This window comes from Bradyrhizobium sp. U531, from assembly GCF_051710265.1.
Classification (GTDB): domain Bacteria; phylum Pseudomonadota; class Alphaproteobacteria; order Rhizobiales; family Xanthobacteraceae; genus Bradyrhizobium.
Genome location: NZ_JASVEN010000004.1, coordinates 120154 through 142823, shown reverse-complemented (window position 1 = coordinate 142823; position 22670 = coordinate 120154). Strand labels below are relative to the sequence as shown.

General features: G+C 66.3%; 20 protein-coding genes. 5 read left to right on the top strand and 15 right to left on the bottom strand.

Going from position 1 to position 22670, the window contains the following annotated elements; translation table 11 throughout:
* Positions 1–609 carry a phosphonate C-P lyase system protein PhnH gene (phnH, locus tag QRQ56_RS20185; protein WP_438742552.1) on the bottom strand — a complete coding sequence of 203 codons (609 nt, stop codon included), beginning with the start codon at positions 607–609 and terminating at the stop codon, positions 1–3.
* Positions 610–613: 4 nt separating this feature from the next.
* Positions 614–1078, bottom strand: coding sequence for a phosphonate C-P lyase system protein PhnG (phnG, locus tag QRQ56_RS20180; protein ID WP_438742551.1), 465 nt, complete (start codon positions 1076–1078; stop codon positions 614–616).
* Positions 1079–1197: 119 nt separating this feature from the next.
* On the opposite strand from phnG, the gene phnF reads away from it, so the two are divergent.
* On the top strand, positions 1198–1926 hold the full coding sequence (gene phnF / locus QRQ56_RS20175) for a phosphonate metabolism transcriptional regulator PhnF (protein WP_438742550.1): 729 nt from the start codon (positions 1198–1200) through the stop codon (positions 1924–1926).
* Positions 1927–2085: 159 nt separating this feature from the next.
* Here phnF and phnE (QRQ56_RS20170) read toward each other — a convergent pair whose 3' ends face one another.
* From phnE (QRQ56_RS20170) to phnC, 4 genes are all read right to left on the bottom strand, one after another.
* Positions 2086–2901: a phosphonate ABC transporter, permease protein PhnE gene (gene phnE / locus QRQ56_RS20170; RefSeq protein WP_438743012.1), complete on the bottom strand. Its 816-nt coding sequence runs from the start codon at positions 2899–2901 to the stop codon at positions 2086–2088.
* Between the two features lie 26 nt (positions 2902–2927).
* A complete protein-coding gene (gene phnE, locus QRQ56_RS20165; protein WP_438742549.1) occupies positions 2928–3812 on the bottom strand; it encodes a phosphonate ABC transporter, permease protein PhnE in 885 nt (294 codons plus the stop codon).
* Positions 3813–3885: 73 nt separating this feature from the next.
* Positions 3886–4821, bottom strand: a complete 936-nt coding sequence (gene phnD, locus QRQ56_RS20160) for a phosphonate ABC transporter substrate-binding protein (RefSeq protein ID WP_438742548.1) — start codon at positions 4819–4821, stop codon at positions 3886–3888.
* A 66-nt stretch (positions 4822–4887) separates the two neighbouring features.
* A complete protein-coding gene (phnC, locus tag QRQ56_RS20155) occupies positions 4888–5697 on the bottom strand; it encodes a phosphonate ABC transporter ATP-binding protein (protein ID WP_438742547.1) in 810 nt (269 codons plus the stop codon).
* Between the two features lie 172 nt (positions 5698–5869).
* On the opposite strand from phnC, the gene QRQ56_RS20150 reads away from it, so the two are divergent.
* Genes QRQ56_RS20150 through QRQ56_RS20140 form a run of 3 tightly spaced genes read left to right on the top strand, consistent with a single transcriptional unit; the run spans position 5870 to position 8436 of the window.
* Positions 5870–6529, top strand: a complete 660-nt coding sequence (locus QRQ56_RS20150) for a chloramphenicol acetyltransferase (protein WP_438742546.1) — start codon at positions 5870–5872, stop codon at positions 6527–6529.
* Positions 6526–7719 (top strand): alpha-D-ribose 1-methylphosphonate 5-triphosphate diphosphatase, encoded by a 1194-nt coding sequence (locus QRQ56_RS20145; RefSeq protein WP_438742545.1) that lies wholly within the window; start codon positions 6526–6528, stop codon positions 7717–7719. Before QRQ56_RS20150 ends, QRQ56_RS20145 begins: the two co-directional genes overlap by 4 nt.
* Positions 7720–7737: 18 nt before the next feature.
* Positions 7738–8436 carry a DUF1045 domain-containing protein gene (locus tag QRQ56_RS20140; protein WP_438742544.1) on the top strand — a complete coding sequence of 233 codons (699 nt, stop codon included), beginning with the start codon at positions 7738–7740 and terminating at the stop codon, positions 8434–8436.
* Positions 8437–8555: 119 nt separating this feature from the next.
* On the opposite strand, the gene QRQ56_RS20135 is transcribed toward QRQ56_RS20140, so the two are convergent.
* From QRQ56_RS20135 to QRQ56_RS20120, 4 genes are all read right to left on the bottom strand, one after another.
* Positions 8556–9494 (bottom strand): dihydrodipicolinate synthase family protein, encoded by a 939-nt coding sequence (locus QRQ56_RS20135; RefSeq protein WP_438742543.1) that lies wholly within the window; start codon positions 9492–9494, stop codon positions 8556–8558.
* A 131-nt stretch (positions 9495–9625) separates the two neighbouring features.
* On the bottom strand, positions 9626–11707 hold the full coding sequence (locus QRQ56_RS20130; RefSeq protein ID WP_438742542.1) for a methyl-accepting chemotaxis protein: 2082 nt from the start codon (positions 11705–11707) through the stop codon (positions 9626–9628).
* Positions 11708–11814: 107 nt separating this feature from the next.
* Positions 11815–12585, bottom strand: a complete 771-nt coding sequence (locus tag QRQ56_RS20125; protein WP_438742540.1) for an enoyl-CoA hydratase — start codon at positions 12583–12585, stop codon at positions 11815–11817.
* A 12-nt stretch (positions 12586–12597) separates the two neighbouring features.
* Positions 12598–13047, bottom strand: coding sequence for a MarR family winged helix-turn-helix transcriptional regulator (locus QRQ56_RS20120; RefSeq protein WP_438742539.1), 450 nt, complete (start codon positions 13045–13047; stop codon positions 12598–12600).
* A 70-nt stretch (positions 13048–13117) separates the two neighbouring features.
* Between QRQ56_RS20120 and QRQ56_RS20115 the strand changes: the two genes are divergently transcribed.
* Positions 13118–14536: an AAA family ATPase gene (locus QRQ56_RS20115; protein WP_438742538.1), complete on the top strand. Its 1419-nt coding sequence runs from the start codon at positions 13118–13120 to the stop codon at positions 14534–14536.
* A 31-nt stretch (positions 14537–14567) separates the two neighbouring features.
* Here the strand turns inward: QRQ56_RS20115 and QRQ56_RS20110 are convergent, their stop codons facing one another.
* From QRQ56_RS20110 to QRQ56_RS20090, 5 genes are all read right to left on the bottom strand, one after another.
* A complete protein-coding gene (locus QRQ56_RS20110) occupies positions 14568–16229 on the bottom strand; it encodes a tannase/feruloyl esterase family alpha/beta hydrolase (protein WP_438742537.1) in 1662 nt (553 codons plus the stop codon).
* Between the two features lie 78 nt (positions 16230–16307).
* Positions 16308–17552, bottom strand: a complete 1245-nt coding sequence (serA, locus tag QRQ56_RS20105; protein ID WP_438742536.1) for a phosphoglycerate dehydrogenase — start codon at positions 17550–17552, stop codon at positions 16308–16310.
* A 282-nt stretch (positions 17553–17834) separates the two neighbouring features.
* Positions 17835–19061, bottom strand: a complete 1227-nt coding sequence (locus tag QRQ56_RS20100) for a rhodanese-like domain-containing protein (protein WP_438742535.1) — start codon at positions 19059–19061, stop codon at positions 17835–17837.
* Positions 19062–19132: 71 nt separating this feature from the next.
* Positions 19133–20314, bottom strand: coding sequence for a PepSY-associated TM helix domain-containing protein (locus QRQ56_RS20095; protein ID WP_438742534.1), 1182 nt, complete (start codon positions 20312–20314; stop codon positions 19133–19135).
* Between the two features lie 2 nt (positions 20315–20316).
* Positions 20317–22650, bottom strand: a complete 2334-nt coding sequence (locus tag QRQ56_RS20090) for a TonB-dependent siderophore receptor (RefSeq protein ID WP_438742533.1) — start codon at positions 22648–22650, stop codon at positions 20317–20319.
* Positions 22651–22670 lie beyond the last annotated feature (20 nt).

Sequence of the window (22670 nt, the reverse complement as noted above, 5' to 3'; positions counted from 1 at the left end):
TCAGCTTTCCTTGCTCACGACGCGAATGGTGCGGGGGATCGCGACCAATGCGTCATCGGCGACCAGCACCACATCGATGCCGCGCGGAAACAGCGGCTCGTTGATGCGCAGGCGCTCGAACAGATCGTGCGGCGTGATCGTGGCCTGCAGCATCGTGACGCCGTCGATGCCGGGGCCGCGCAACTCGAAGGGACGTCCAGCCTCGAGGCTCTCGACCTGCAGGATCACAGTGGTCGAGCGGTCAGGATATTCGCTGGTACCGAGCGCGAAGCGCTCCAGCGCCGGCAACAGGGCGCCGTCACCGATCAGGGCAAAGCTTGCGACCGAGGAATCCTGCACCACCGGCGCGCCGGTGTGAAATTTCAGCCATTTCAGCACGTCCGTGCTCTCCGCCATCCCGGTATCGAGCCAGAGCGGCGTGTCGTGATCGAACAGGGTCAGCGCGATCGCGGCGGTGCCGCGCATCATCCGATCGGGCGTGCCCGCACCCGGCACGATGCGCTGGACCGAGCCCGGCCGCGCCATCGCGTCCATCACCGAACGAAAGGTCGATTGCGCCGACAGCACCTTGTCGGCGAAGCCCGGCGGCAGTTCCGCAATCGTGGTCATGATCTCAGCCCTCACCGCGCACCATGGTGTAGAAATCAACCTTCGTCGCGGCGGTCTTTTCCGCCGCCTGCTTGCGCCTGCGCATCAACTCCGCGCGCAACGGCGCGATCACGTCGCGCTCGACCGCGGCGCCGAAATCCCTGGACTGCACCAGCGCATCGCACAGGGCGATCAGCCGCGCCTTCTCGCCGTCGCGCCCGAGCGTGTAGCCGAAGCCGACCTCGCCGCTCGCAAGCCGCACCGCCGCGCGCGACACCGTGGCTTCGCCGAGGTTGAAGGGCGCGCCGTCGCCGCCGACCCGGCCGCGCAGCATGACGAGGCCGTTTTCGGGCGTGCGCAGGTCCTGATGGGCCGGAAGGGTGAAGTCGCGGAGGCGGGCGGCGATCTCGCCCGCCTCCGCGTGCGCCAGCACGGCCATGGCGGCCTTGCGCTGGGCTTGCTGGTTGTTGTGCTGGGTCACCCGATCCACCGAACCTTTGATAGAACTTGCCGCGCCGAAGTTGTCTATGATAATAGACAACTTCATACGGGAGCGCCATGACTGTTTCGTGACAAGACCGTGATTTCTGAGCTAGGCTGACCGGCGATATGAGCATGCAAGACACAGCCTCGTCGGGCGTCGCGCTGTGGCGCCTCGTTGCCGACGGCATCGAGCGCGGCATCGCCGACGGCCGCTTTGCGGCCGGCGACAAGCTGCCGGGCGAGATGGAGATCGCCGAGACTTATCGCGTGAACCGCCACACCGTGCGGCGCGCGCTCGCCGCCCTTGCCGAACGTGGCCTGGTGCGCGCCGAGCGCGGCAGCGGCACCTATGTCGAGGCTCAGAAGCTCGCTTATCCCCTGCGCTCACGCACGCGCTTCTCCGAGATCGTCGGCGCCGGCGGCCGCGAGCCGCGCGGCCAATTGATCGAGGCCTCCGAGGACGTCGCGACGCGGGAGCTGGCGCGCGAGCTTGGCCTGAAGGCCGGCGCGCCGCTGGTGCGGATCGAGGCGATTCGCCTCGCCGACCGTACGCCGATCTGCGTGTCCACGACCTGGCTGTCGGCCGAGCTGTTCCCGGGCGCGGGCAGCGTGTTCGCCGCAACGCGCTCGATGACGAAGCTGCTCGCGCATTTCGGCGTGCGCGACTATCGCCGCGGCGCGACCCGAATCACCGCCGGCATCGTCGATGCGACGGATGCCGCGCGGCTCGACCTGCCGCTGGGGCGGCCGATCCTGGTGGTCGACGCCACCGACCACGACCTCGACGGCAAGCCGCTGGTGACCAAGCACTCGCGGTTCGCGGCCGAGCGGGTGGAATTTCTGGTGGAGCCGTAGCTCTCTTCCCTCTCCCCTTGTGGGAGAGGGTGGCTCGCCGCGCAGCGGCGAGACGGGTGAGGGGTTCTCTCCGCGAGCTCATCTCTCATTTGAATGCGTGGACAGGACCCCTCATCCGGCGCTTCGCGCCACCTTCTCCCACAAGGGGAGAAGGGAAAACTACGCCACCGCCCGCCGCCCGATGATCGCAAAGCGCAGCTTGCTCGAGACGAAATCGATCGCGGCGACGGCAACCAAAATCATCAGGATCAGGAACGACACCTTCTGCCATTCCAGCACACGGATCTGCTCGGCGAGCTGCAGGCCGATGCCACCGGCGCCGACGATGCCGATGATGGTGGCCGAGCGGGTGTTGGATTCGATGAAGTACAGCACCTGGCCCGCGATCACAGGCAGGACCTGCGGCAAAAGACCAAAGCGGATCTCGTGCAGCGCGCTGCCGCCGGAGGCGCGGATGCCTTCGACCTGCTTCTGGTCGGCGCCCTCGATCGCCTCCGAGAACAGTTTTCCGAACGCGCCGAAATCCGACACGGCGATGGCGAGCACGCCGGCGAACGGGCCGAGCCCGACGACGTTGATCCAGACCAGCGCCCAGATCAGCGTGTCGACGCCGCGGATCGAATCGAGGAAACGGCGTACCGGAAAGCGCAGCATGATCGACGGCACGACGTTGCGCGCCGCCAGCAGGCTGACCGGCAGAGCGAACACGGCGGCGAGCGTGGTGCCGAGCAGCGCGATCGACAGCGTCTCGCCGAGCGCCTTCAGATAGATCGGCAACGAGGTGCCGGGATCCGGCGGGATCATCATCAGGCTGATCCAGCCGAGCTGGCTGAGCCCCGCGAGGAACCGCGACGGCGAAAAATCGAGATCGACGAGGCCGTAGACCAGGACCGCGAACGCCGCGACGATGGTCGCGGGCAAGGCGAGCCGCGCCGAGGCCGGCCGATCGAACACATCGGGATAGCGCGCGCGCATCTCGCGCGGATCGACCTTGTGCGGCGTCACGTCCGCGCCTCCTTGCCAAACAGGTGGCCGCGCAGCCAGCCGGTGGCGATGTCGATGATGAAGACGGTGACGATGATGGTGAGCAGAATGGCGCTGACGTCGGAGTAATAGAATTTGCGGATGGCGACGACGAGCTCCTGGCCGATGCCGCCGGCGCCGACGAAGCCCATCACCGAGGCCTCGCGAACGTTGATCTCGAACCGCAGCAGCGCGTAGCTGGCATAGCCCGCTGTCACCTGCGGCACGATCGCGAAACGCATGCAGGACAGCCAGCTCGCCCCGGTCGAGCGGATGCCCTCGACCGGCTTCATGTCGGCATTCTCGACGATCTCCGAGAACAGCTTGCCGAGCGCGCCGGTGGAATGGATGGCGATCGCGAGCACGCCGGCCATCGGCCCGAGCCCAAAGGCGATCACGAACACCAGTGCGAACACGATGCCGGGAACGGTGCGGGCGAATTCCAGCAGGCGCCGGACGACGAAGCGCAGCCAGGGCGCGGGCGACGTGTTCTCGGCCGCGAAGAAATTCAGACAGAATGCGAGAGTGGCGCCGATCAGCGTGCCCACATAGCTGATGAGCACGGTCTCACCCAGCATCTTCAGCCATTTGCGCCAGCCCCAGAGCCATTCGCCGACATCGGTCCAGACGCGCTGGCCGCTGTCGAGGGTGAGGATGCGATCGAAATAGCTGACGAAATTGCCGAAATAAGTGAAGAGCGTGCGCAAATTCACTTCGGCGCCGATCCCGGCGAGGACCAGCGCCGCCATGAAGATCGCGAATCCTCCCAATAGACGAAGCCGCTTGCGCCCGACCGCCCGGCGATAGGCGGCGTTGAGCACGGCAAGCTGCTGCTCGGGGAGGATCGAAACCGCTGTTGTCATCGGCGTGGAATCAGGTCCGGTCAAAGAAAGAGCCGGGTCGATGGACCCGGCTCCAGTGGCATCGTCCCGAACCTCAGGACGCCTTCTTCTTACGCAGCGCGTCGACGAACTTGATCAGCTCGATCGTGCCATCCCAATCCTTGGTGGTGGCGTGATTGAAGCCCTTCTTCTGGCCGTCCTGGAGGCGATCGAACGCCGCCTTGTCCTTGGCCGGCGCGTCGAAGAAGGCTTTCGCGATGGCGGCCTTGGCGTCGTCAGGCAGCTCGGAGTTGTAGGCGTAGGGACCGTTGATGATCGGTGCCGATTTGTGGATGATGCGGAAATCGTCCTTCTTCATCGCCGAGCCGTCGGCATTCTTCAGCATGCCCTTGGTCAGCATCTGCGCCAGCGTGGAATCGTCGTCGGTGGTCCACTGGTTGGCGGCGACATCGACCGTTCCTTGCGACAACGCCAGCATCGCGTTCTCGTGGCTGCCGGTGAAGACGACCTTGCTGAAATAGGTGTCGGCATCCGGGATGCCCATCTTGTCGAGCTCGAAGCGCGGCACGTTGTTGCCCGAGGTCGAGTTGGGATCGACCAGGCCGAGGTTCTTGCCCTTGAGGTCGTCGATCTTCTTGTAGGCGCTGTTCGCCTTGACGAAGAACACCGAGTAATAGCCGGTCGAACCATCGGCGTTGATGTCGTTGGCGAAGGCATCGGTCTTGACGCCGGTGAGGCGGGCGCGGGCGAACGAAGCCGAGCCGTAGCTGGCGATGTGGATGTTGCCGGCGCGCTGGCCTTCGATGACGGCGGCGTAGTCGTTGGCAATGCGCAGTGTGACCTTCACGCCCAGTTCCTTGGAGAGATAAGTCATGAACGGCGCCCATCGCTCGGTGACGCCGGAGGCATTCTCGGCCGGAACGACCGCAAAGGTCAGCTCGGGATATTTGGCCTTCCAATCCTCGGCGGAGGCCGAGGCCGTGAACGCGAGCGCGGCAACGCCGGCGAGAACCAGTCTGCGAGTGATCATGTTACCCTCTTCATCGGTTGGGGTCGGTTGACGCAAAAAACTGATAGCGAAACAGGTGTGGCGTTCTCAGGCGGCCGCGGCCGTTCCAAGTGCCGGCACGCCCTCGGGCGCCGGCACGGGCGTGCCGCCCATGACGTCGGCGGCTTCGAGGTCGTAGAGTTCGCGGGCGACGTGGTCGGTCAGCGCGGACGGCGCGCCGTCGAACACCACGTGGCCCGCGGCCATGCCGATCAGGCGATCGCAATAGGAGCGCGCGAGATCGAGCGAGTGGAGGTTGCAGAGCACGGTGATGCCGAAATGCTTGTTGATGCGCAGAAGCGCATCCATCACGATCTTGGTGTTGCGCGGATCGAGCGAGGCGATCGGCTCGTCGGCGAGGATGATGTCGGGCTGCTGCACCAGCGCACGGGCGATCGCGACGCGCTGCTGCTGGCCGCCGGAGAGCTGGTCGGCGCGCTGCGCGGCGAGCGAAGCGATGTCGAACTGCTCGAGCGCGGACATCGCCAGCGCCTTGTCCTGCTCCGGCCAGATCTGCGACAGCGACCGCCAGGCCGGCATCGTCGCGAGCCGTCCCATCAGGACGTTAGTGAGGACGTCGAGCCGGCCGACCAGGTTGAATTGCTGGAAGATCATCGCCGAGCGCGCACGCCACTGCCGCAGCTCCTTGCCGCGCAGCGCGGTGACGTCGAGGCCGTCGAACAGGACCTTGCCCTGCGTCGGCGTTACCAGGCGGTTGATGCTCCGCAGCAGCGTCGACTTGCCCGCGCCGGAGCGTCCGATCACACCGACGAAGCCGCCGGGGGAGATTTGAAACGAAGCGTCGTCCACCGCGGCTTTTGCGCCGAAGCGACACGTCAGACCATCCACCACCAGCATGCAGAGCTCCAGATTAGCTGGAGCCCACCGCTAACGCCCGCGCTTAACACTTGTGTGACAGGCGCGTTGCGGTGCGGCGATCCTACACACTTCATCCCCTGTCATCGCCCTGTCATGACATCGTCATCGCGCCGCCCGAAGAGGAACGTCCGCCCCGCAGCTCGGATTCAACATGGCCGCCAAAGCTCTCTCGGTTCACCCGACCATCGATCCCTCGGCCAAGCTGCACGAGACCAGGCTCGGCGCCTATACCGAGGTCGGCGCGCGCACCATCCTGCACGAAGTGGCGATGGGCGATTACTCCTATGTCGTGAACGACGCCCAGATCACCTACACGACGATCGGAAAATTCTGCTCGATCGCGGCGATGACGCGGATCAATCCCGGCAACCATCCGATGCACCGCGCGACCCAGGCGCATTTCACTTACCGCTCCAGCGCCTACTTCGAAGGCGAGAGCGACGACGCCGAGTTCTTCGACTGGCGGCGCCAGCATCACATCCATATCGGCCACGACGTCTGGATCGGTCATGGCGCGATCGTCCTGCCGGGCCGCAATATCGGCACCGGCGCGGTGATCGCGGCCGGCGCCATCGTCACCAAGGACGTGCCGGCGTACACCATCGTCGCCGGCAATCCCGCACGGATCGTGCGCCGGCGGTTCTCGGAGGAGATGGCCGGGCGGCTCGCCCGGCTTGCCTGGTGGGACTGGGATCACGACAAATTGCGTGAAGCGCTGCCCGATTTCCGCAAGCTCGGGATTGAAGATTTTCTCGCGACATACGAAGCACGAGCAGCTCTCCCTGCCAGCAAGCGAAGCGCGGTCGCGTGACAGACATTTTCCTCGAAGGCGGCCGGGCCCTGATCGGCGCCGAGCTCGTCGAAACCTCACTCGCCATATCCGGAACTGATATCACGGAGATCGACGCTTCTCGCGGGCGGATGAAGCTGGCGATCGACGCACGCAACCTGCTGGTGCTGCCCGGCATCGTCGACCTGCATGGCGACGCCTTCGAGCGGCAGATGATGCCCCGCGCCGGTGTCGACTTCCCCATTGACGTCGCGCTTGCCGACAGCGATCGCCAGGCCATCAGCAACGGCATCACCACGGTGTTTCACGCCACGACCTGCTCGTGGGAGCCGGGCTTGCGCAGCAGCGACAATGCGCGCGGCCTGATGGAGGCGATCGAGCGGCAGCGTCCGCAATTCGCCGCCGACACCCGCTTCCACCTGCGGCACGAGACCTACAACCTCGATGCCGAAGCCGAGATCAGTCAGTGGCTCAGCGAGGGTCGTGTCGATCTGTTCGCCTTCAACGACCACATGGACGGCACGGTGGCCGACATGGCCAAGCCGCGCAAGCGCAACCGCATGGTGGAGCGCACGGGGCTTTCGGGCGAGGAATTCGACCGGCTGGTCGAACGCGTGACGTCACGCGCCGACGAGGTGCCGGCCTCCGTGTCGCGGCTGGCCACCACGGCCCGCGCGGCCGAGGTGCGGATGCTCTCGCACGACGACGCGACGCCGGCGATGCGCCGGGAGTTTCGCGAGCTCGGCGCTGACATCGCGGAGTTTCCGATCAACGAGGAGACGGCGCGGGCGGCCGCACAGCACGGCGATGCCATCGTCTACGGCGCGCCCAACGTCGTGCGCGGCGGCAGCCATACCGGCTGGACCAGGGCGTCCGACATGATCGCCAAGGGGCTCTGCTCGGTGCTGGCGTCGGACTATTATTATCCCGCCCAATTGCTCGCCGCGTTCCGCCTCGCCGCCGACGGCGTGCTGCCGCTGACACAAGCCTGGGACCTGGTCTCGGCCGGCCCTGCGCGCGCGACCGGCCTGATGGATCGCGGTGTGCTGGCGCAAGGCCGCCGCGCCGACATCCTGCTGGTCGATAACAGCGCGCCGCTGCGACCGCGGTTGATCGCGGTGATCTCGGGCGGCAAGCTCGTGCATCTCACCGATGCGACGCGTCTGCTCCCGGCAGTGGCGATGCCGCGCGAAGCTATCGTTGCGGCATAAATTGGTTATGCTGCGGCGATGACAGGTTTTCCCCGCTACTCGATCTATTTTGCCGCCGGACGCAACAGCCCCCTCTCCCCCTTCGGCGCCGAGCTGCTCGGCTACGAGGCCTATGGCGGTGACGAGGTTTCGCTTCCGCGGGAAGCACTGCAGGTCGCGCCGGATTGGCGCGAGGTCACCGCCGATCCCCGCAAATACGGTTTCCACGGCACGCTGAAGGCGCCGATGGCGCTGGCCCCTGGCAAGACTGAAGCCGGGCTGATGACCGCCTGCGCGACCTTCGCGCAGACGCCGCGACCGATCCCGACGATCCGACCCGTGGTCGACGCCATCAGCGGCTTCATTGCCGTCATTCCGGCCGAGCCGGTCGATACGCTGCAGCAGCTCGCCGCCGACTGCGTCCGCGAATTCGATTCGTTCCGCCCAGCCTTGACGGCGGAAGATCGCGCGCGCCGCAAGCCGGAAAAGCTGAGCGAACGGCAGCGCGATTATCTCGACCGCTGGGGCTACCCCTACGTGATGGAAGAATTCCGCTTCCACATGACGCTGACGGGACGGCTGGATGCGGAGCGGCGCGGACCGATCCTGGCAATGCTGCGGGAAAGGTTTGCGACGCTGGGGATCGAAACGCTCGATATCGACCGCATCGCTTTGTTTAAGCAGGATGATGCGAAGGCAAGATTCCGCATCATCGGCGAGTGGGTCTTGGTGCGTTAGCCGAGATCTCTCCGCAGGCTCCGTCATTGCGAGCGCAGCGAAGCAATCCAGAAATCTTTCGGCGGATGCAGCCTGGATTGCTTCGTCGCAAGGGCTCCTCGCAATGACGGCGGAGGGACTTACTTCCCCCACCGCAATGCCATTGCATCCCGCTCCTTGGCCAACTCCAGCAGCCCCGCCCTTGTCGCCGGATGCAGCGGCTGCAGCGGATGCCTCACCGCGTCCGACTTGATCACGCCGCCGGCCTGCATCATCGCCTTGCAGGCGATCAGGCCGCATTGACGGTTCTCGTAGTTGATCAGCGGCAGCCAGCGCTCGTAGGCGGCCTTGGCCTTTTCGCGATCGCCGGCGAAATAGGGATCGACGATCTGGCGGATGCCGTCGGGGTAGCCGCCGCCAGTCATGGCGCCGGTGGCACCGGCATCGAGATCGGCGAGCAGCGTGATGGCTTCCTCTCCGTCCCACGGACCCTCGATGTCCTTGCCGCCCGCCTCGATCAGGCTGCGCAGTTTCGAAGCCGCGCCGGGCACCTCGATCTTGAAATAGCGGATGTTGGACAACTCGCGCGCCAGCCGCGCCAGCAGCTCGACCGACAGCGGCGTGCCCGCCACCGGCGCATCCTGGATCATGACGGGAATGTTGATCGCGCCCGAAAGCACCTTGAAAAATTCGACGACGCCCTTCTCGGGGACGCGGAAGGTCGCGCCGTGATAGGGCGGCATCACCATCACCATGGCGGCGCCGGCGGCTTCCGCCTGCTTGCTGCGCGCGGCGCAGACGGCGGAGCTGAAATGGGTGGTGGTGACGATCACGGGAACCCGGCCCGCGACATGCTCCAGCACCGCGTGCATCACGGTCTCGCGCTCGGCATCGGTGAGCACGAACTGCTCGGAAAAATTGGCGAGGATGCAGAGGCCATGCGAGCCGGCATCGATCATGAAATCGATGCAGCGGCGCTGGCCCTCGAGATCGAGCTCGCCGCGCTCGTCGAAGATGGTGGGCGCGACCGGGAACACGCCGCGATAGGGGCGCTGGGCCTTGTGTGGGGTGACCGGCATCGAACTCTCCATCCCTGATAGATCTTACGTCTGTCGCCGCACTCGCGGAGCGCGGCGGCACAGATGTAGCCGCCGCGGGGACCTGCGGCAATGCCGAAGGCGCGACGTCGGGATGGACAAATGAGGCGAAACTACGCGGTCTTCACCGCGCCCAGGAAACCCTCGACCGCGACGCGGAGACGGTCGGCGTCGGCCGACATCTTCTTGACGGACTCCGACAGCACCGTGCCGGCATTGCCGGTCTCCTGGTTGAGCCTGGCGACGCTGCCGATGGTGTCGGTGACCTCGCGGGTGCCCTGCGCGGCTTGCTGGAAGTTGCGCGAGATCTCGGTGGTGGCGGCACGTTGCTGCTCGACCGCAGCGGCAATCGCCGTCATCTTCTCGTCGATGCCGCCGATGGCGCCGCCGATCGAACGGATGGCGGCGACCGCCTGGCCCGTCGCGCCCTGGATCTCCTCGACCTGACGCGAGATCTCTTCCGTCGCGGTCGCCGTCTGGGACGCCAGGCTCTTGACCTCACCGGCGACCACGGCGAAGCCGCGGCCGGCTTCGCCCGCGCGCGCGGCCTCAATGGTCGCGTTCAGCGCCAGGAGGTTGGTCTGGGCGGCGATGGCGTTGATCATCTTCACGACCTCGCCGATGCGGCTTGCGGTCTGATCGAGGATCTCAACCGTCGCGTTGGTCTGCTCGGCCTGCGACACCGCTTCGCGGGCCTCGCGGGCGCTGGACTGCACCTGCGCGGAGATCTCGCCGACGGATGCGGAGAGCTCTTCGGTCGCCGCCGCGATGGTCTCCAGATTGTTGGTGGCCTGCTCGGCGGCGGATGAGACCGCCGCGGTCTGGCTGCTCGATTGCGAAACCAGCGAACGCATGCCGGTGGCGGTGGCGTCGAGCTCCTGCGTCGAGGCCGCGACACTCTGGATGACGGCCTGCACGGTGTCGTCGAAGCTGCGGCACGCGGAATCGACGGTGCCGGACCGGGCGAGCTGCAGCGCCTGCTGCGATTCACGCTCCTGGCCCAGACGCTCGGCGGTGGCCGCGCTCTCGCGCAGGCTTTCGAGCGCAGCGGCCATGGTGCCGAACTCGTCGGGATGCCGGGATTGCGGCACCGGCGTCGCATAGTCGCGCGCGCCGATGCGGGCGATGGCATCGAGAATGGCGCGCACCGGGCGCATCAGGCGATTGCGCACCACGAACACGCCGGCCAGGGTTACGGCCAGCGCCAGCAGGAACGCGAGCGACTGCACGACGAGCTTGGTGAGGGCCGTCTGCTGGACGGTCTCGGCGCGCGCGATCGACTGGTCGAGCGCCTTGTTGGCGACCGCGACGATGGACGCGAACGGCGACTGGCACAGCGCGTTCCATTCCGAAGCGGGCATCGCCGGCTTGCCGCTGCCGTCGAAATTCTTGGTGAGATCGTTGATCTGCTTGAGGACGCCGTCGGTCTTGGCCTTTGCCTCCGAGGCTGCCGTCACCAGCTCCGCCGTCACGTCCGGCGCGGCCAGCAGCTCGGCCATGCCGGCCCAGCCGGAGGCGATCGTACCGTCCCACTGCGCCACGGACCGCTTCTGGGCGTCGTCGAGCGGCTTGCTGCTGTTGACGTTCGAGCGCAGCGACGAGCAATGGATGCCATAGCGGTCGCGCACCTGCCAGGCGAAACGGCGAACCTGGATCATGCGGGCGATGTAGGGATCATTCATCCAGGCGCGGTTCGACACCGCGGTGGAAGCGAGGTTCGCGGTGTCGATGACCTTGGTGACGGCATCGTACCAGGAATTGGTCCGCTCGATCTTGCGCTCGGCGCGCGGACGCTTGGCCTCGTCATAGAACAGCTGGAACTGCGGCGCGGCCTCGCCCCAACGCTGCTTCAGCGTGCCGGCAAGTTCGTCGCGACGCGCGAACTCGACGGTGGCAAGTGCGGCGATGATGGCGTCGTAGCCGCCCTGCTCGGCTTTCTCGGCCGCGCCGAGCTTGGCCCGCGGCTCGTCCTCGCCGAGAATGGCGCTCTGGGCATCGCCGCGATTGTTGCGCAGCGCCAGCACGCCATGGAAGATCGCCTTGTCGGCGGCGGCGAGCCGCGCCGTCTCCAGACTGTCGCTGTAGCGGCCAAAGGCCCCGAACATCTGGATCGCGGTGCTGGTCAGCGCACCGATGGCCAGAAGCGCCATCAGCGCCAGAAGGAGCTTGCTTACCGAATTCTTAACAATCGACATGGACCAAGGGACCTGCTCTTCACGAGCGGCCACCTTGTACCGTCACATGCCAATGTTCGGTTAAGCTTATATCAAATGCTAATTGCCGGCCCGTCGGGCCGGCGGTGTCACGCAACCCTGGTGAAGTCGGGCGGACGGCGTTCGGCAAAGGCCGTGAACGCCTCGCGCGCCTCGGCGGTGCGCAGGCGCTGGGCGAACTGCTCGCCCTCGGCCTGCATCTGCGTGACCAGCACCTCGCCGTTGCGCATCAGCTTCTTGGTCGCCGTGAGGGCGCCGAGCGGCTGGCGGGCGAGGCGCTGCGCCAGCGCAAGCGCCTCGGCGTCGAGCTTGTCGAGCGGCACCACCCGGTTGGCGAGGCCCCATTGCAGCGCGGTCCCTGCCGGCACCGTCTCGCCCAGCGCGAACATCTCGTAGGCACGGACGTGGCCGATGCGGGCCGGCATCAGCAGGCTGGAGGCCGCCTCCGGCACCAGCGCGAGGCTGACAAAGGGCGTCGACAATTGCGCGTTGTCGGCGAGCACGACGAGGTCGCAATGCAGCAGCATGGTGGTGCCGACGCCGACCGCGCGGCCCTGCACCGCCGCCACCAGCGGCCGGGTGCAGCGGGCCAGCGACTGGATGAAGCGGATGACGTTGCGACTGCCTTCGGACTTGCCGGCCGCGACCGCCGCGAACTCGCCGACATCGTTGCCGGCGGTGAACATGTCGCCCTGGCCGCGGATCAGGATCACGCGGGCGGACGGATCGAACTCGGCGGATTCGATGGCGTCGGCAAGCTTGCCGTACATCGCATCGGTCAGCGCGTTCTTCTTGTCGGGGCGCGCCAGCGTGAGGGTGAGGATGCCGCTATTGTTCTCGATGCGGACGTGCTCGGTCATCGGTCTCTCCTTCTATTGGAATGAACTTCTTGGAAACTTGTCCTGGATGCTGGTCAGCCAGCGCGCGACGATGTCGATCTCGGCCGCCGTGAATCCCTCCGTCAGCGCCGCGTTGACCTCCGCCGCGCCTGCTTTCGCTTGCGCCAGCGCGGTGCGTCCCTTCGGCGTCAACCAGATGCGCCAGGCGCGTCCGTCCTCGCGATCGGCCCGCCGCTCGATCAGCTTCGCAGCCTCGGTGCGGTCGACGAGGCCGGAAATGCCGGCCGGACCCATGTCGAGCGCCGCGCCGGCCTCGCCCATCAGGACGCCGTCCTGCTTTCCGAGGATGAACAGCAGCCCAGCCTGCGCCGGCGTCACCTCGTTGTCCGGCTGCGCCGCCATCCAGCGTTGCACGCGCCGCTGCGCGACGCTGAGCAGGTAGATCAGCCGATGATGCCGCTCGTCGGCGCCATTGTTTCGCATGCGAAATAAATAGGGCCTGCCGGCTTCCTTGTCAAAGCGCTTGACGTTCTCGCGCTCTCGTGTTCCTTATTTGTTCCGCACTCGTTTCAGTTGCAGACAAAGAGGCACTCCGTGGCGCAGGGGGGAGCAAGTGGAAGAGCAGGACCAAGAACACGAAACGGAAGGTGAGCTCGCCTATGCGTTCGGAGTTCTGGACGCGTACTTCGGGGACATTCCGCTCACCAAGCTCGTGACGACCAGCCGGCAGTTTCCCAGCCACATGCGGGTGGACGTTCAGGCCGCGCTCGACAAGCTGCTGGCTGCGCATGCCGACCTGTTCGGGCTTGCCGAGGAACACTACGACACGCTGTCGTTTGCACGCCTGCTCCGCGACGATCGGAGCGCCGTGGCCATCGTCCCGCTGCAATATTCCGACGTCGATGTCGGCGAGAGCAGTCCGTCGCGGTGCCTCGACAACGGTTTGTGGCTATGCGAGCAGGACGGCTTGCGTCATGCGGTCCTGCTCTGCGCAAGCCGCGAATCCCGTCGCGAGCCCGGCATCCGAATCGAAATCATGGTGTCCGCGGGAAGCGCCGGAGCGGCCGTGGTGCAGCGTTGCTTCGGCGCGCTCGAAGACGCCGTGCAGGCATCGCGCACCTATCGCGGCAAGATCCTGTCGCTCGAGGCGTCTTCCGACTACCGCGGCCTGTCCAGCGGCATCAATGTGCACCGGCTGCCGACCGTCGGACGCGACGAGGTGATCCTGCCGGAGCGGACTCTGCGGCTGCTCGATCGCAACGTGCTGAGTTTCGTCGGCACCCGCGAGCAGTTGCGGCGGCTCGGGCAATCGACACGCAAGGGCATCCTGCTTTACGGGCCGCCCGGCACGGGCAAGACCCATACGATCCGCTATCTCGCAACGCATCTGCCTGGACACACGACCCTGATTATTACCGCCGAGCAGATCGGCCTTCTCAGCCACTATATGAGCCTGGCACGGCTGCTGCAGCCCTCGATGGTGGTGATCGAGGACGTCGACCTGATCGCACGCGACCGCCGCAACATGGGGCCGTGCGAGGAAACCATGCTCAACAGGTTGCTCAACGAGATGGATGGACTGAAGCAGGATGCCGACATCCTTTTCGTCCTCACCACGAATCGGCCGCAGGACTTGGAAGCCGCCTTGGCCGGTCGCCCCGGCCGCATCGACCAGGCTATCGAAGTGCCGCTCCCGGACGAGATTGGCCGCAGCAAGCTGGTGCGCCTCTATGGCAAGGAACTGCCGCTCGACGACGTGATCGTCATCGAGGCTGCCCGCCGCAGCGAAGGGACGAGTTGCGCCTTCATCAAGGAATTGATGCGGCGACTGGCGCAAGCCAGTCTCGCGCGCGACGGCGGCAACTCGGTCGTCTCGGCCGATATCGACGAAGCTCTCGACGACATGCTCTTCTCCGGCGGCCGGCTCAATGCGCGCCTGCTCGGCGGGGCGCAGGCGATGGCAGCGGAGTGACGTTCGCTGTCATCCAACCGCCTGTCGCGCCTTACGGCGCGCAGGTGAAGCTCGCCACCTCGGTCACCGGTCCCGACTTGTAATGCGGCCAGGACGGCCAGCGGCACAGCGGCAGCGCGCGCAGGGTCGCAAAAGACGGCGCCTCGACCTTCTGCTCGGCGACTTCGAGATCGCCGGGCGCCTTGCCCTTCTCGACCCAGTCGACCAGCACGCTCAGCATGTCGACATTGGCCGGCGCGCCGGAGCCGACATGGTCGACGCCGGGCGCGGTGTAGAGCCGCGCGAACTCGGCTGTCTCGGCCTTGCCGAGCTTGCGCTCGACGCTCTCGAAATAGCGGATGCCGGCATAGGGGCTCTGCGCGTAGTCGGCCATGTGCTCGAGCATGATGAGACGGCCGCCGCGGGCGCGGAAGCGGCCGAGATCGGGATCGGTCGAATCCATCAGCTTCGACACTTCGAGCAGCCGCGCCTTGTGCTCCTCCACCTTGTAGGTTGTGACGTCGAGCTTGGGATCGCGCGCGAACACATATTGAATGCCGCCGGCGCCGTAGATCCAGGCGATGCCGTTGTTGGGCGCGGGCGGCTGCGCCGGCGGCGCGGTGCCGAGCCACCACGCGGTCCAGCCGCCGGTCGGCCCGATCGCCGGCGTGTCCTCGCCGGAGACGCCCCAGCCCGGATAATCGTCGAGGCCGTTGGCGAGCGCGAACGGGAATTTGTAGGTGCCGTGCAGCGTCTCGATCGCCTTGATCTGCGCGTCGGTGAGACACTGATCGCCGGTTTTCCCGGCCTCGCAGCGCAAGGTCTCGGCCTTGAAGGCCGCCTTGCAGCCCACGGGGTCCTGCACCAGCGCATCGTCGGAGCCGTCGGCCTTGTCGCACGCCGCCCGCACCGCCTCGCCGACGAGCTTCACCTGCGCCGGATTGATCCAGCCCGGGCCCATGGTTGCGAGCCCCGAGCGCGTGCCGGCATGCTGCAGGCCGACCCAGTTGATGACGGGCACGCGGGCGAAGATGCCGTCGAAATCGTCGGGATAACGCTGCGCCATGGTGAGGCCTTCGCGGCCGCCCTCGGACGAGCCCATGAAGTACATCTTCTCCGGCTTTTTACCGTAGGCGCGCTCCATCAGCGCAACCGCGACGTCGCGCACGCGCTTGTAGGCGCGATGGGCGAAATTCTCGAAGGCCTCGTCGTTCAGCGCAAAGACCTGCGGCGGCTCGCCCTGCTTGGTCTCATGGCCGGAATCGGTGCCGTAGGTGACGAAGCCGCGCGCGAGCGGCGAGGGCTTGTCGAGGGGATAGGCCGGCGGCAGCGCGAGGCCCGTGATCAGCACGCCATTGAAGCCGCCGCCGCCATATTGCAGCGAGCGCCCGTTCCACTCGACGGGAAGGTTGACCTGAAATCTGATCGGCGGCGCCTTGGGATCGGCGGGGTCGATATGACCGAGCACCTTGCAGAAGGCGGGATTGGCCGGCGTGACGCGCCCGGACGGCGTCGGTCCGCGCTCGGCCACGACGAGCTGCGAGGGCGCCTGCAGGGTCGCGGAATCGATCTTCACCGCATCGGTGCCGCCGCTGAGACCTTGGCAGACCGCCTCTGCATTCTCTGCCAGTGTCGCGGCCAATGCGGCGTTCGCGCTCAGCGCCGCCGCCGTGCCCACGAGCCATGCGCACAGCTTCGCTCTCGTCAGCGTCATCGTTTCCACCCGGTTTTGTTCGTTCTATCGGTCAGGAGATCGCATTGAATGCGACCTCCTGCCGGCCGTCAATGCGTGTCAGTGCTCGAACACCAGCCGCGCGCCGACCGTGCCTTCGAGGCTGCGGATCTGCTGCAGCAGCTCGGCGGAATTCTGGCCGCCGAGATCGGCGTCGAGCACGACGTAGCCGAGGTCGCCTGATGTCTCCAGATATTGCGCGGCGATGTTGATGTCGCGCTGGAGGAAGACCTCGTTGAGCCTTCGCAGCATGCCGGGCACGTTGCGATGGACGTGGCTGAAGCGCGCCCCGGCGGGACGCAGATGCAGCTGCACCTCCGGAAAATTCACGGCGCCCATGGTCGAGCCCGTGATGAAATAATCGACCAGCTTTCGCGCGACCTCGCCGCCGATGCGCTCCTGCGCTTCTTCGGTGGAGCCGCCGATATGGGGCGTGAGGAGGACGTTCTCGAGGCCCTGCACCGGGCTCTTGAAACGGTCCGCGTTCGAGGAGGGCTCGACCGGAAACACGTCGATGGCGGCGCCGGCGAGATGGCCATCGCGCAGCGCGCCCGCAAGCGCGTCGAGATCGACTACGGTACCGCGGCTGTTGTTGATGAGGAAAGAGCCCGGCCGCATCGCACGCAGCTCCTTCTCGCCGATCATGCCCGCGGTCTCCGGCGTCTCCGGCACGTGCAGGCTGACCACGTCGCTCTGCGCCAGGAGCTCGTCCAGCCGCTCGACCGGCTCGGTATTGCCGTGGCGCAGCTTGTCGGTGCGGTCGAAATAGATCACGCGCATGCCCATGGCTTCGGCCAGCGTCGAGAGCTGCGAGCCGATATTGCCGTAGCCGACGATGCCGAGCGTGCGGCCGCGCACCTCGCGGCTGCCGGTCGCCGATTTGTCCCAGCCGCCCTCATGGGCCGACACCGAGCGCGGGAAGATGCGCCGCAGCAGCATCACGATCTCGCCGATCACGAGCTCGGCGACGCTGCGCGTGTTCGAGAACGGCGCGTTGAAGACGGGAATGCCGCGCTTGCGCGCTGCCGCAAGATCGACCTGGTTGGTGCCGACGCTGAAGCAGCCGACCGCGAGAAGCCCGTCGGCGGCTTCCAGCACTTCATCGGTGATCTGGGTGCGCGAGCGGATGCCGAGCAGCGACACGCCCTTGAGGGCTTTGCGCAGATCCTCGCCGTCCAGCGCCTTGGCCAGCCGCTCGACATTGGCGAAGCCCGCGCTCCTGAAAATGTCGACAGCGCTATCATTGACGCCTTCGAGCAGCAGCGCCTTCGCGCTCCGCTCCTGGCTTTGGCCTGGGGCTGACATGGAATCTCCTGAACTGACGGCTTTGCCCGAGCACATAGACCGCGGGGGAGCCCCAGCACAATAGGGGGCGGATACGGGACAAAGAATGGCAGCGGCGGTGGACGCACGTGGCATCCCACCAACCCGTTACTTTCGCACGCACGGCGCTCGTTCCGTCATCCTGAGGTGCTCGCCTCTTTGGCGAGCCTCGAAGGATGAACGGCCCCAATGCCGCCGGCAGCCGGGCCGTCGCCCTTCGAGGGCCGCTAAGGAGCGGCCACCTCAGGGTGACGGATAACAGAATTAAATCACATAAAACCCGTGCGTACCGTCGCGGCGAAGCTGCTCGACGAGGCCGTATTCCCAATCGAGATAGGCCTGCATCGCCTGCTCCGCGACATCGGTACCTTCATAGGGCCGGCGGTAGCGGTGGGCCGGATCGGACTTCGGCAGCACACGGGGCGGGCCGATCTCGCGCGCGCCGTCATAGCCGCCTTCGAGCACATAGACCTCCCAGCCCATCTGCGCGAGCCACGACGCCGTCATGTCGGCGCGAACGCTCCTGTCGTCGCTCAGAACGATGCGCGCACCGCGCACGGGCGCGGCCATGTCGGTCTCCTGCACGAGCTGGCCGCCCGGATAGTGCCGGAAGCCCGGAAGATGACCGGCTGCATATTCCTCGCCGTCGCGCACGTCGAAGCGGTAGAGCGTGCGATCTGTTTGCGCGAGCAGCGAAGTCATCTCGCGCGCGCCGATGTGGCGAACGCCGGCACGATAGGCGACGTCGCGCGCATTGGCAGGACCACCCTCGAACGAGCCGACCGCGCCGCGCCGGTCGGCTCCGTGGTTGAGCGTGTGCCGCGCCAGCGTCCAGCCGATGGTGCCGTTGCGCAGCGCGCGCACCTTGTTGGGCACGCCGGCATTGATCAGCGACTGCGTGCCGATGATCGAGCGGGTGCGGCCGGCGCAGTTGACGATGATGGTAGTGTCGGGATTTGGCGCCGCCTGCCCGGCCCGCAGCACCAGCTCCGCGCCAGGCACACTGACCGAGCCCGGAATGTTCATGGTCGCGTATTCATCGAAGCGGCGAACGTCGAGGATGGCGATGTCAGCCTTGTCGGCGATCAGCTTGGCCACCTCGTCGGCGCTGAAAGAGGGCGTGTGCCTGCGCGACTCGACCAGCTCGCCGAACGCTTTCGAATAGGAATTGACGTCCTCGAAGACCTCATAGCCCGCCGCACGCCATGCCTTCAGTCCGCCCTCTAGCGCGCTGACATTGGTGTAGCCGAGCGCGGCGAGACGCTCGGCGCCACGCGCGACCAGCCCTGCGCCGTCATCATAGAGCACGATCGGCACGTCCTTGCGCGGCAGCCGCGTCTCGGCCTCGATCTCGATCCGGTCGGCGGCCATGTTGGCGGCGAACAGCGGATGGCCCGTGGCAAAGCCGGCCTCATATCTGAGATCGAGCAGCGCGATCTCTTCGCGCAACAGCAGGGCGCGGCGGATGTCGGCGGGGCTGACGGTCTTCATGGCATCAATCCTGGCGAGGACAAGCCAGGGGCTTTTGAACGATTAGAGCCGCGTTGGCTAGCCTTGTCGGCTCACTCGCCTGCAACGAGCCGCCCGAGCGGTGGCTGCGCCGGACGGCGCAGCCTGCGGCGCGACAGATAAAGCAGGATGCCGGTGACCGAGAACAACGGCATCAGGATCGCGGCGATCATGAAGGCGAGCTTGCCCGGCCAGCCCAGGATCTCGCCGCGATGGATGTCGTAGATCGCCGCGATGATTGTCTCGCCGAAGGTCTTGGCGGCATAGCGCTCCGCGGACCGCAGCTGGCCGGTGACGGCATCGATGCGGAATTCGTCGCGCGTGGTTTCGAGCAACGAGGTCTTGCCCCACGAGCGGATGCGGATCGCCGTGCCCGGCCCGGCAGGAAGCGTCAGCAAGGCCCGGGAAAAGCGTTCGCCCTCCTCGCGCTGGAACGTCGCCCAGGCTCGATCGAACCCGATTGCGACAGGCTCGGTGCGGACGTCCGGCCGCGGCGGCTTTGCGGGCATCTTCGCTGCGGCGACGTGCGGACGCGCCAGCAGCCAGGTCACGCCGTCCTTGTACCATTCGAAGGAGAAATACAGTCCGGTGAGCGCCATCGTCAGATACACCGGAAGCACCCAGGTGCCGATCACGGTGTGCAGCGACCGGTGCAGGCCGCGGCCGCCGAGCCCGAAATTCGGCTTCAGCCACATCTTCACGCTCCCTGCACGACGCGGCCAGCGCAGCACGAGGCCCGACACCAGCATGACGACGAGGCCGATCGCGATGCTGCCGGTGATCGGACGTCCCCAACCCTTGCCGTCGCCAGGAATGAGCAGCCAGCGATGCAATTGGCGCACGGTCGCGAAGAACGCCTCGCCGCGCGGCGAGCCGAGCACGCGCGCGTCATAGGGATCGACATAGAGCGAGGCCGGCCGTCCACCCTGCTCGTCGCGGCCGAAGCGGACATGAACCGCCGCCGACGGGTCGCTCGACAGCGTGACCGCGGCGACCTTGCCGAGATCCTGCGCCGCCTTCAGCCGCGCAACCAGCTCATCGGGCATCAGCACCGGCGCCTGTCGCGGCGCGACATGCATGATGCCGGCATTGAGATGATCGACGATCTCGTCCTCGAAGCTCATGGTCGCGCCGGTCAGCGCGATCAGGGACACCAGCAGCGCCAGCACCAGGCCCGCGATGGAATGGACCTGGAACAGGGCCGCCTTGATCGTGTGTCCGAGCCGGGCTGCCATGGCTAGAACTTCACCGTCGCCGACAGCGAGACGCGCCTGGCATCGCCGATGGCGACGTTGAGATTGTTGACGGCGGAGGGGTAGTAGACGGTGTCGAACAGGTTCTTGACGTTGAACTGGTAGATCACCGGCGTGTTCTGGTGCTTGGTCTCATAGGTCGCGAAGATATCGGCGACCACATAGGACGGCAGGAAGAAGGTGTTGATGGAATCGCCGGGACGATCGCCGACATAGCGCGCGCCGCCGCCGACGCGGAGCTGGCCGGGCAAGGCGGTGCCGAAATCGTAGACCAGATAGAGCGATGCGGTGTTCATGGCGACGTTCTGCAGCTTCTTGCCGAGCAACGTCAGATCCTCGGACGCGGTCACGCGCGCATCCGTATAGCCATAGCTGCCGATCAGGGCCCAGCTGTCGGTGAGCCGGCCGGTGACGTCCAGCTCAACGCCGCGCGAATGGGCGCGGCCGACGGTGTGGAGTTCCACGTCGCCCACGCTGTTCGTCTTCGTCGTCTGCACGTTCTTCTTGTCGAGATCGTAGAGCGCCAGCGTGCCGGAGATGCGCTTGTTCAGATCGAACTTCACGCCGGTCTCGTACGACACGCCTTCCTCGGGCGCGACGTTGGAATCGATCACCACGCCGATCGGCGCAATCGTCGAATTCGGCTTCAGCGATTGGGTGTAGCTTGCATAGAGCGAGATCTGGTCCGTGAGCTTGAAGATGGCGCCGCCGAGCGGAAGCACCTTGTCCTGGGATACGTTGGTATTGGTGTTGAACGGCTTTCCACGACCCGCGATCTGATCATAGTCCATGTAACGTACGCCGCCGACCAGCGCGAGCCGTTCGGTGAGATGCAGCGTGTCCTGGGCAAACAGCGACCATTGGCCGAGCTTGTCGGTCTGGGCGCTGTCGGTGTTCGACGCCGTCGTCCCGGGTCCGATCAGCCCATAGACGGGATTGTAGACGTTGAAGGCGGGCGTCGTCTGCCGGATCAGTGTGTCGCGATAGATCGTGCGATATTGACCGTCGCCACCGAACACCACCTCGTTACGCAAGTCGCCGAGCCAGAACGCTCCGGAAATATAGGACGTCCCGTAGCTGACGTTGCTGAGCGAGCTGCCCGTTCCGTCGTTGCTGCGCGTCTCGGCGCCGGTGGTGAAGTTGATGCCGGTGACGCGGAGCTGGTTGGCGCTGAAGGTTTCGGTGTTGTAGCTGTAGCCGGCGTAGAGCTTCCAGTCCTGGTTGAAGCGATGCTCGACCGAGGCCTGGACCAGGTCGGAAGTGCCCCATGTGTTGTTGAAGGGTTCGTCGAGCCGGCGCGTGGCGGGCACCGCGAGCGGCGCCTTGGTCACCGGGTTGAAGGCCGTGCCGCGATCGAAGGGATAGATGAACTCGCGATGCTCGTAGTTGAGCTGGACCGTGGTGTCCTGGCCGTACCAGGCCAGCGACGGCGCGACCAGCATCTCGCGATGACGGCCGAAATTGCGCCAATAGTCCTCGCTGACGCCGTAGCCGATGAAGCGATAGGCAAGTCCCTGGTCGCCGATCGGGCCGGTGACGTCGAGCAGACCGTCGGCGCCGGTCTTGGAGGCGCTGAAGGCCGAACCGAGCAGCGTGACCGAGCCGTGCTGGTAGAGTTCCGGCCGCTTGCTGATGGTGTTGACGATGCCGCCGGGATCCATGATGCCGTAGAGCAGCGACGCCGGCCCCTTCAGCACCTCGACGCTTTCGACCGCCGCATTGAAGCTGCGCCCCTGCACCAAGGGCATGCCGTTGCGCATGATCGAGCCGTCGCGATTGTCGCCGAAGCCGCGGCGGATCACCGCGTCCTGGCTACCGGCGAGCGTGTTGGTCTGGGTGATGCCGGAGATGTTGATGAGCGCGTCGTCGATGTTGCGTGGAAGCTGGTCCTTCAGCACCTGCTCGGGCACGACGTTGACGGCCTGCGACGTGTCGAGCGGCGAGGCGCCGCTGCGCAGCGTGGTCGCGCTCGGCATCGCGCGGTAGCCGAGCTTTGCCGCCTGTTGCGCGGCGGCCTCCGCGGCCGCGCGCTCCGAAAGCGTCGGCGGTGCGGGCGCAGGATTGCCGGCGGATTGGCGGCGCGGAACGGCCTGCGTCCGGCGTGACGGCTGCTCCGACGCGCGCGCCGGCCTCGGCCGCTGCGCCGGGGCTTCCACGGTGACGGGCGGCAGAGCCGACTGCGCCTGTGCGCTCGTCGTGAGGGATGGAAATTCGGCGAGCAGCACGACTGCACCGATGAGAAGACCTGCACGGCTCTCGCCGGCACGATGACGACGGCTGCCGTTACGCAGGCCATCCACGGAGGCACGCACTTTCAATCCACTTCAAGTCACGAACA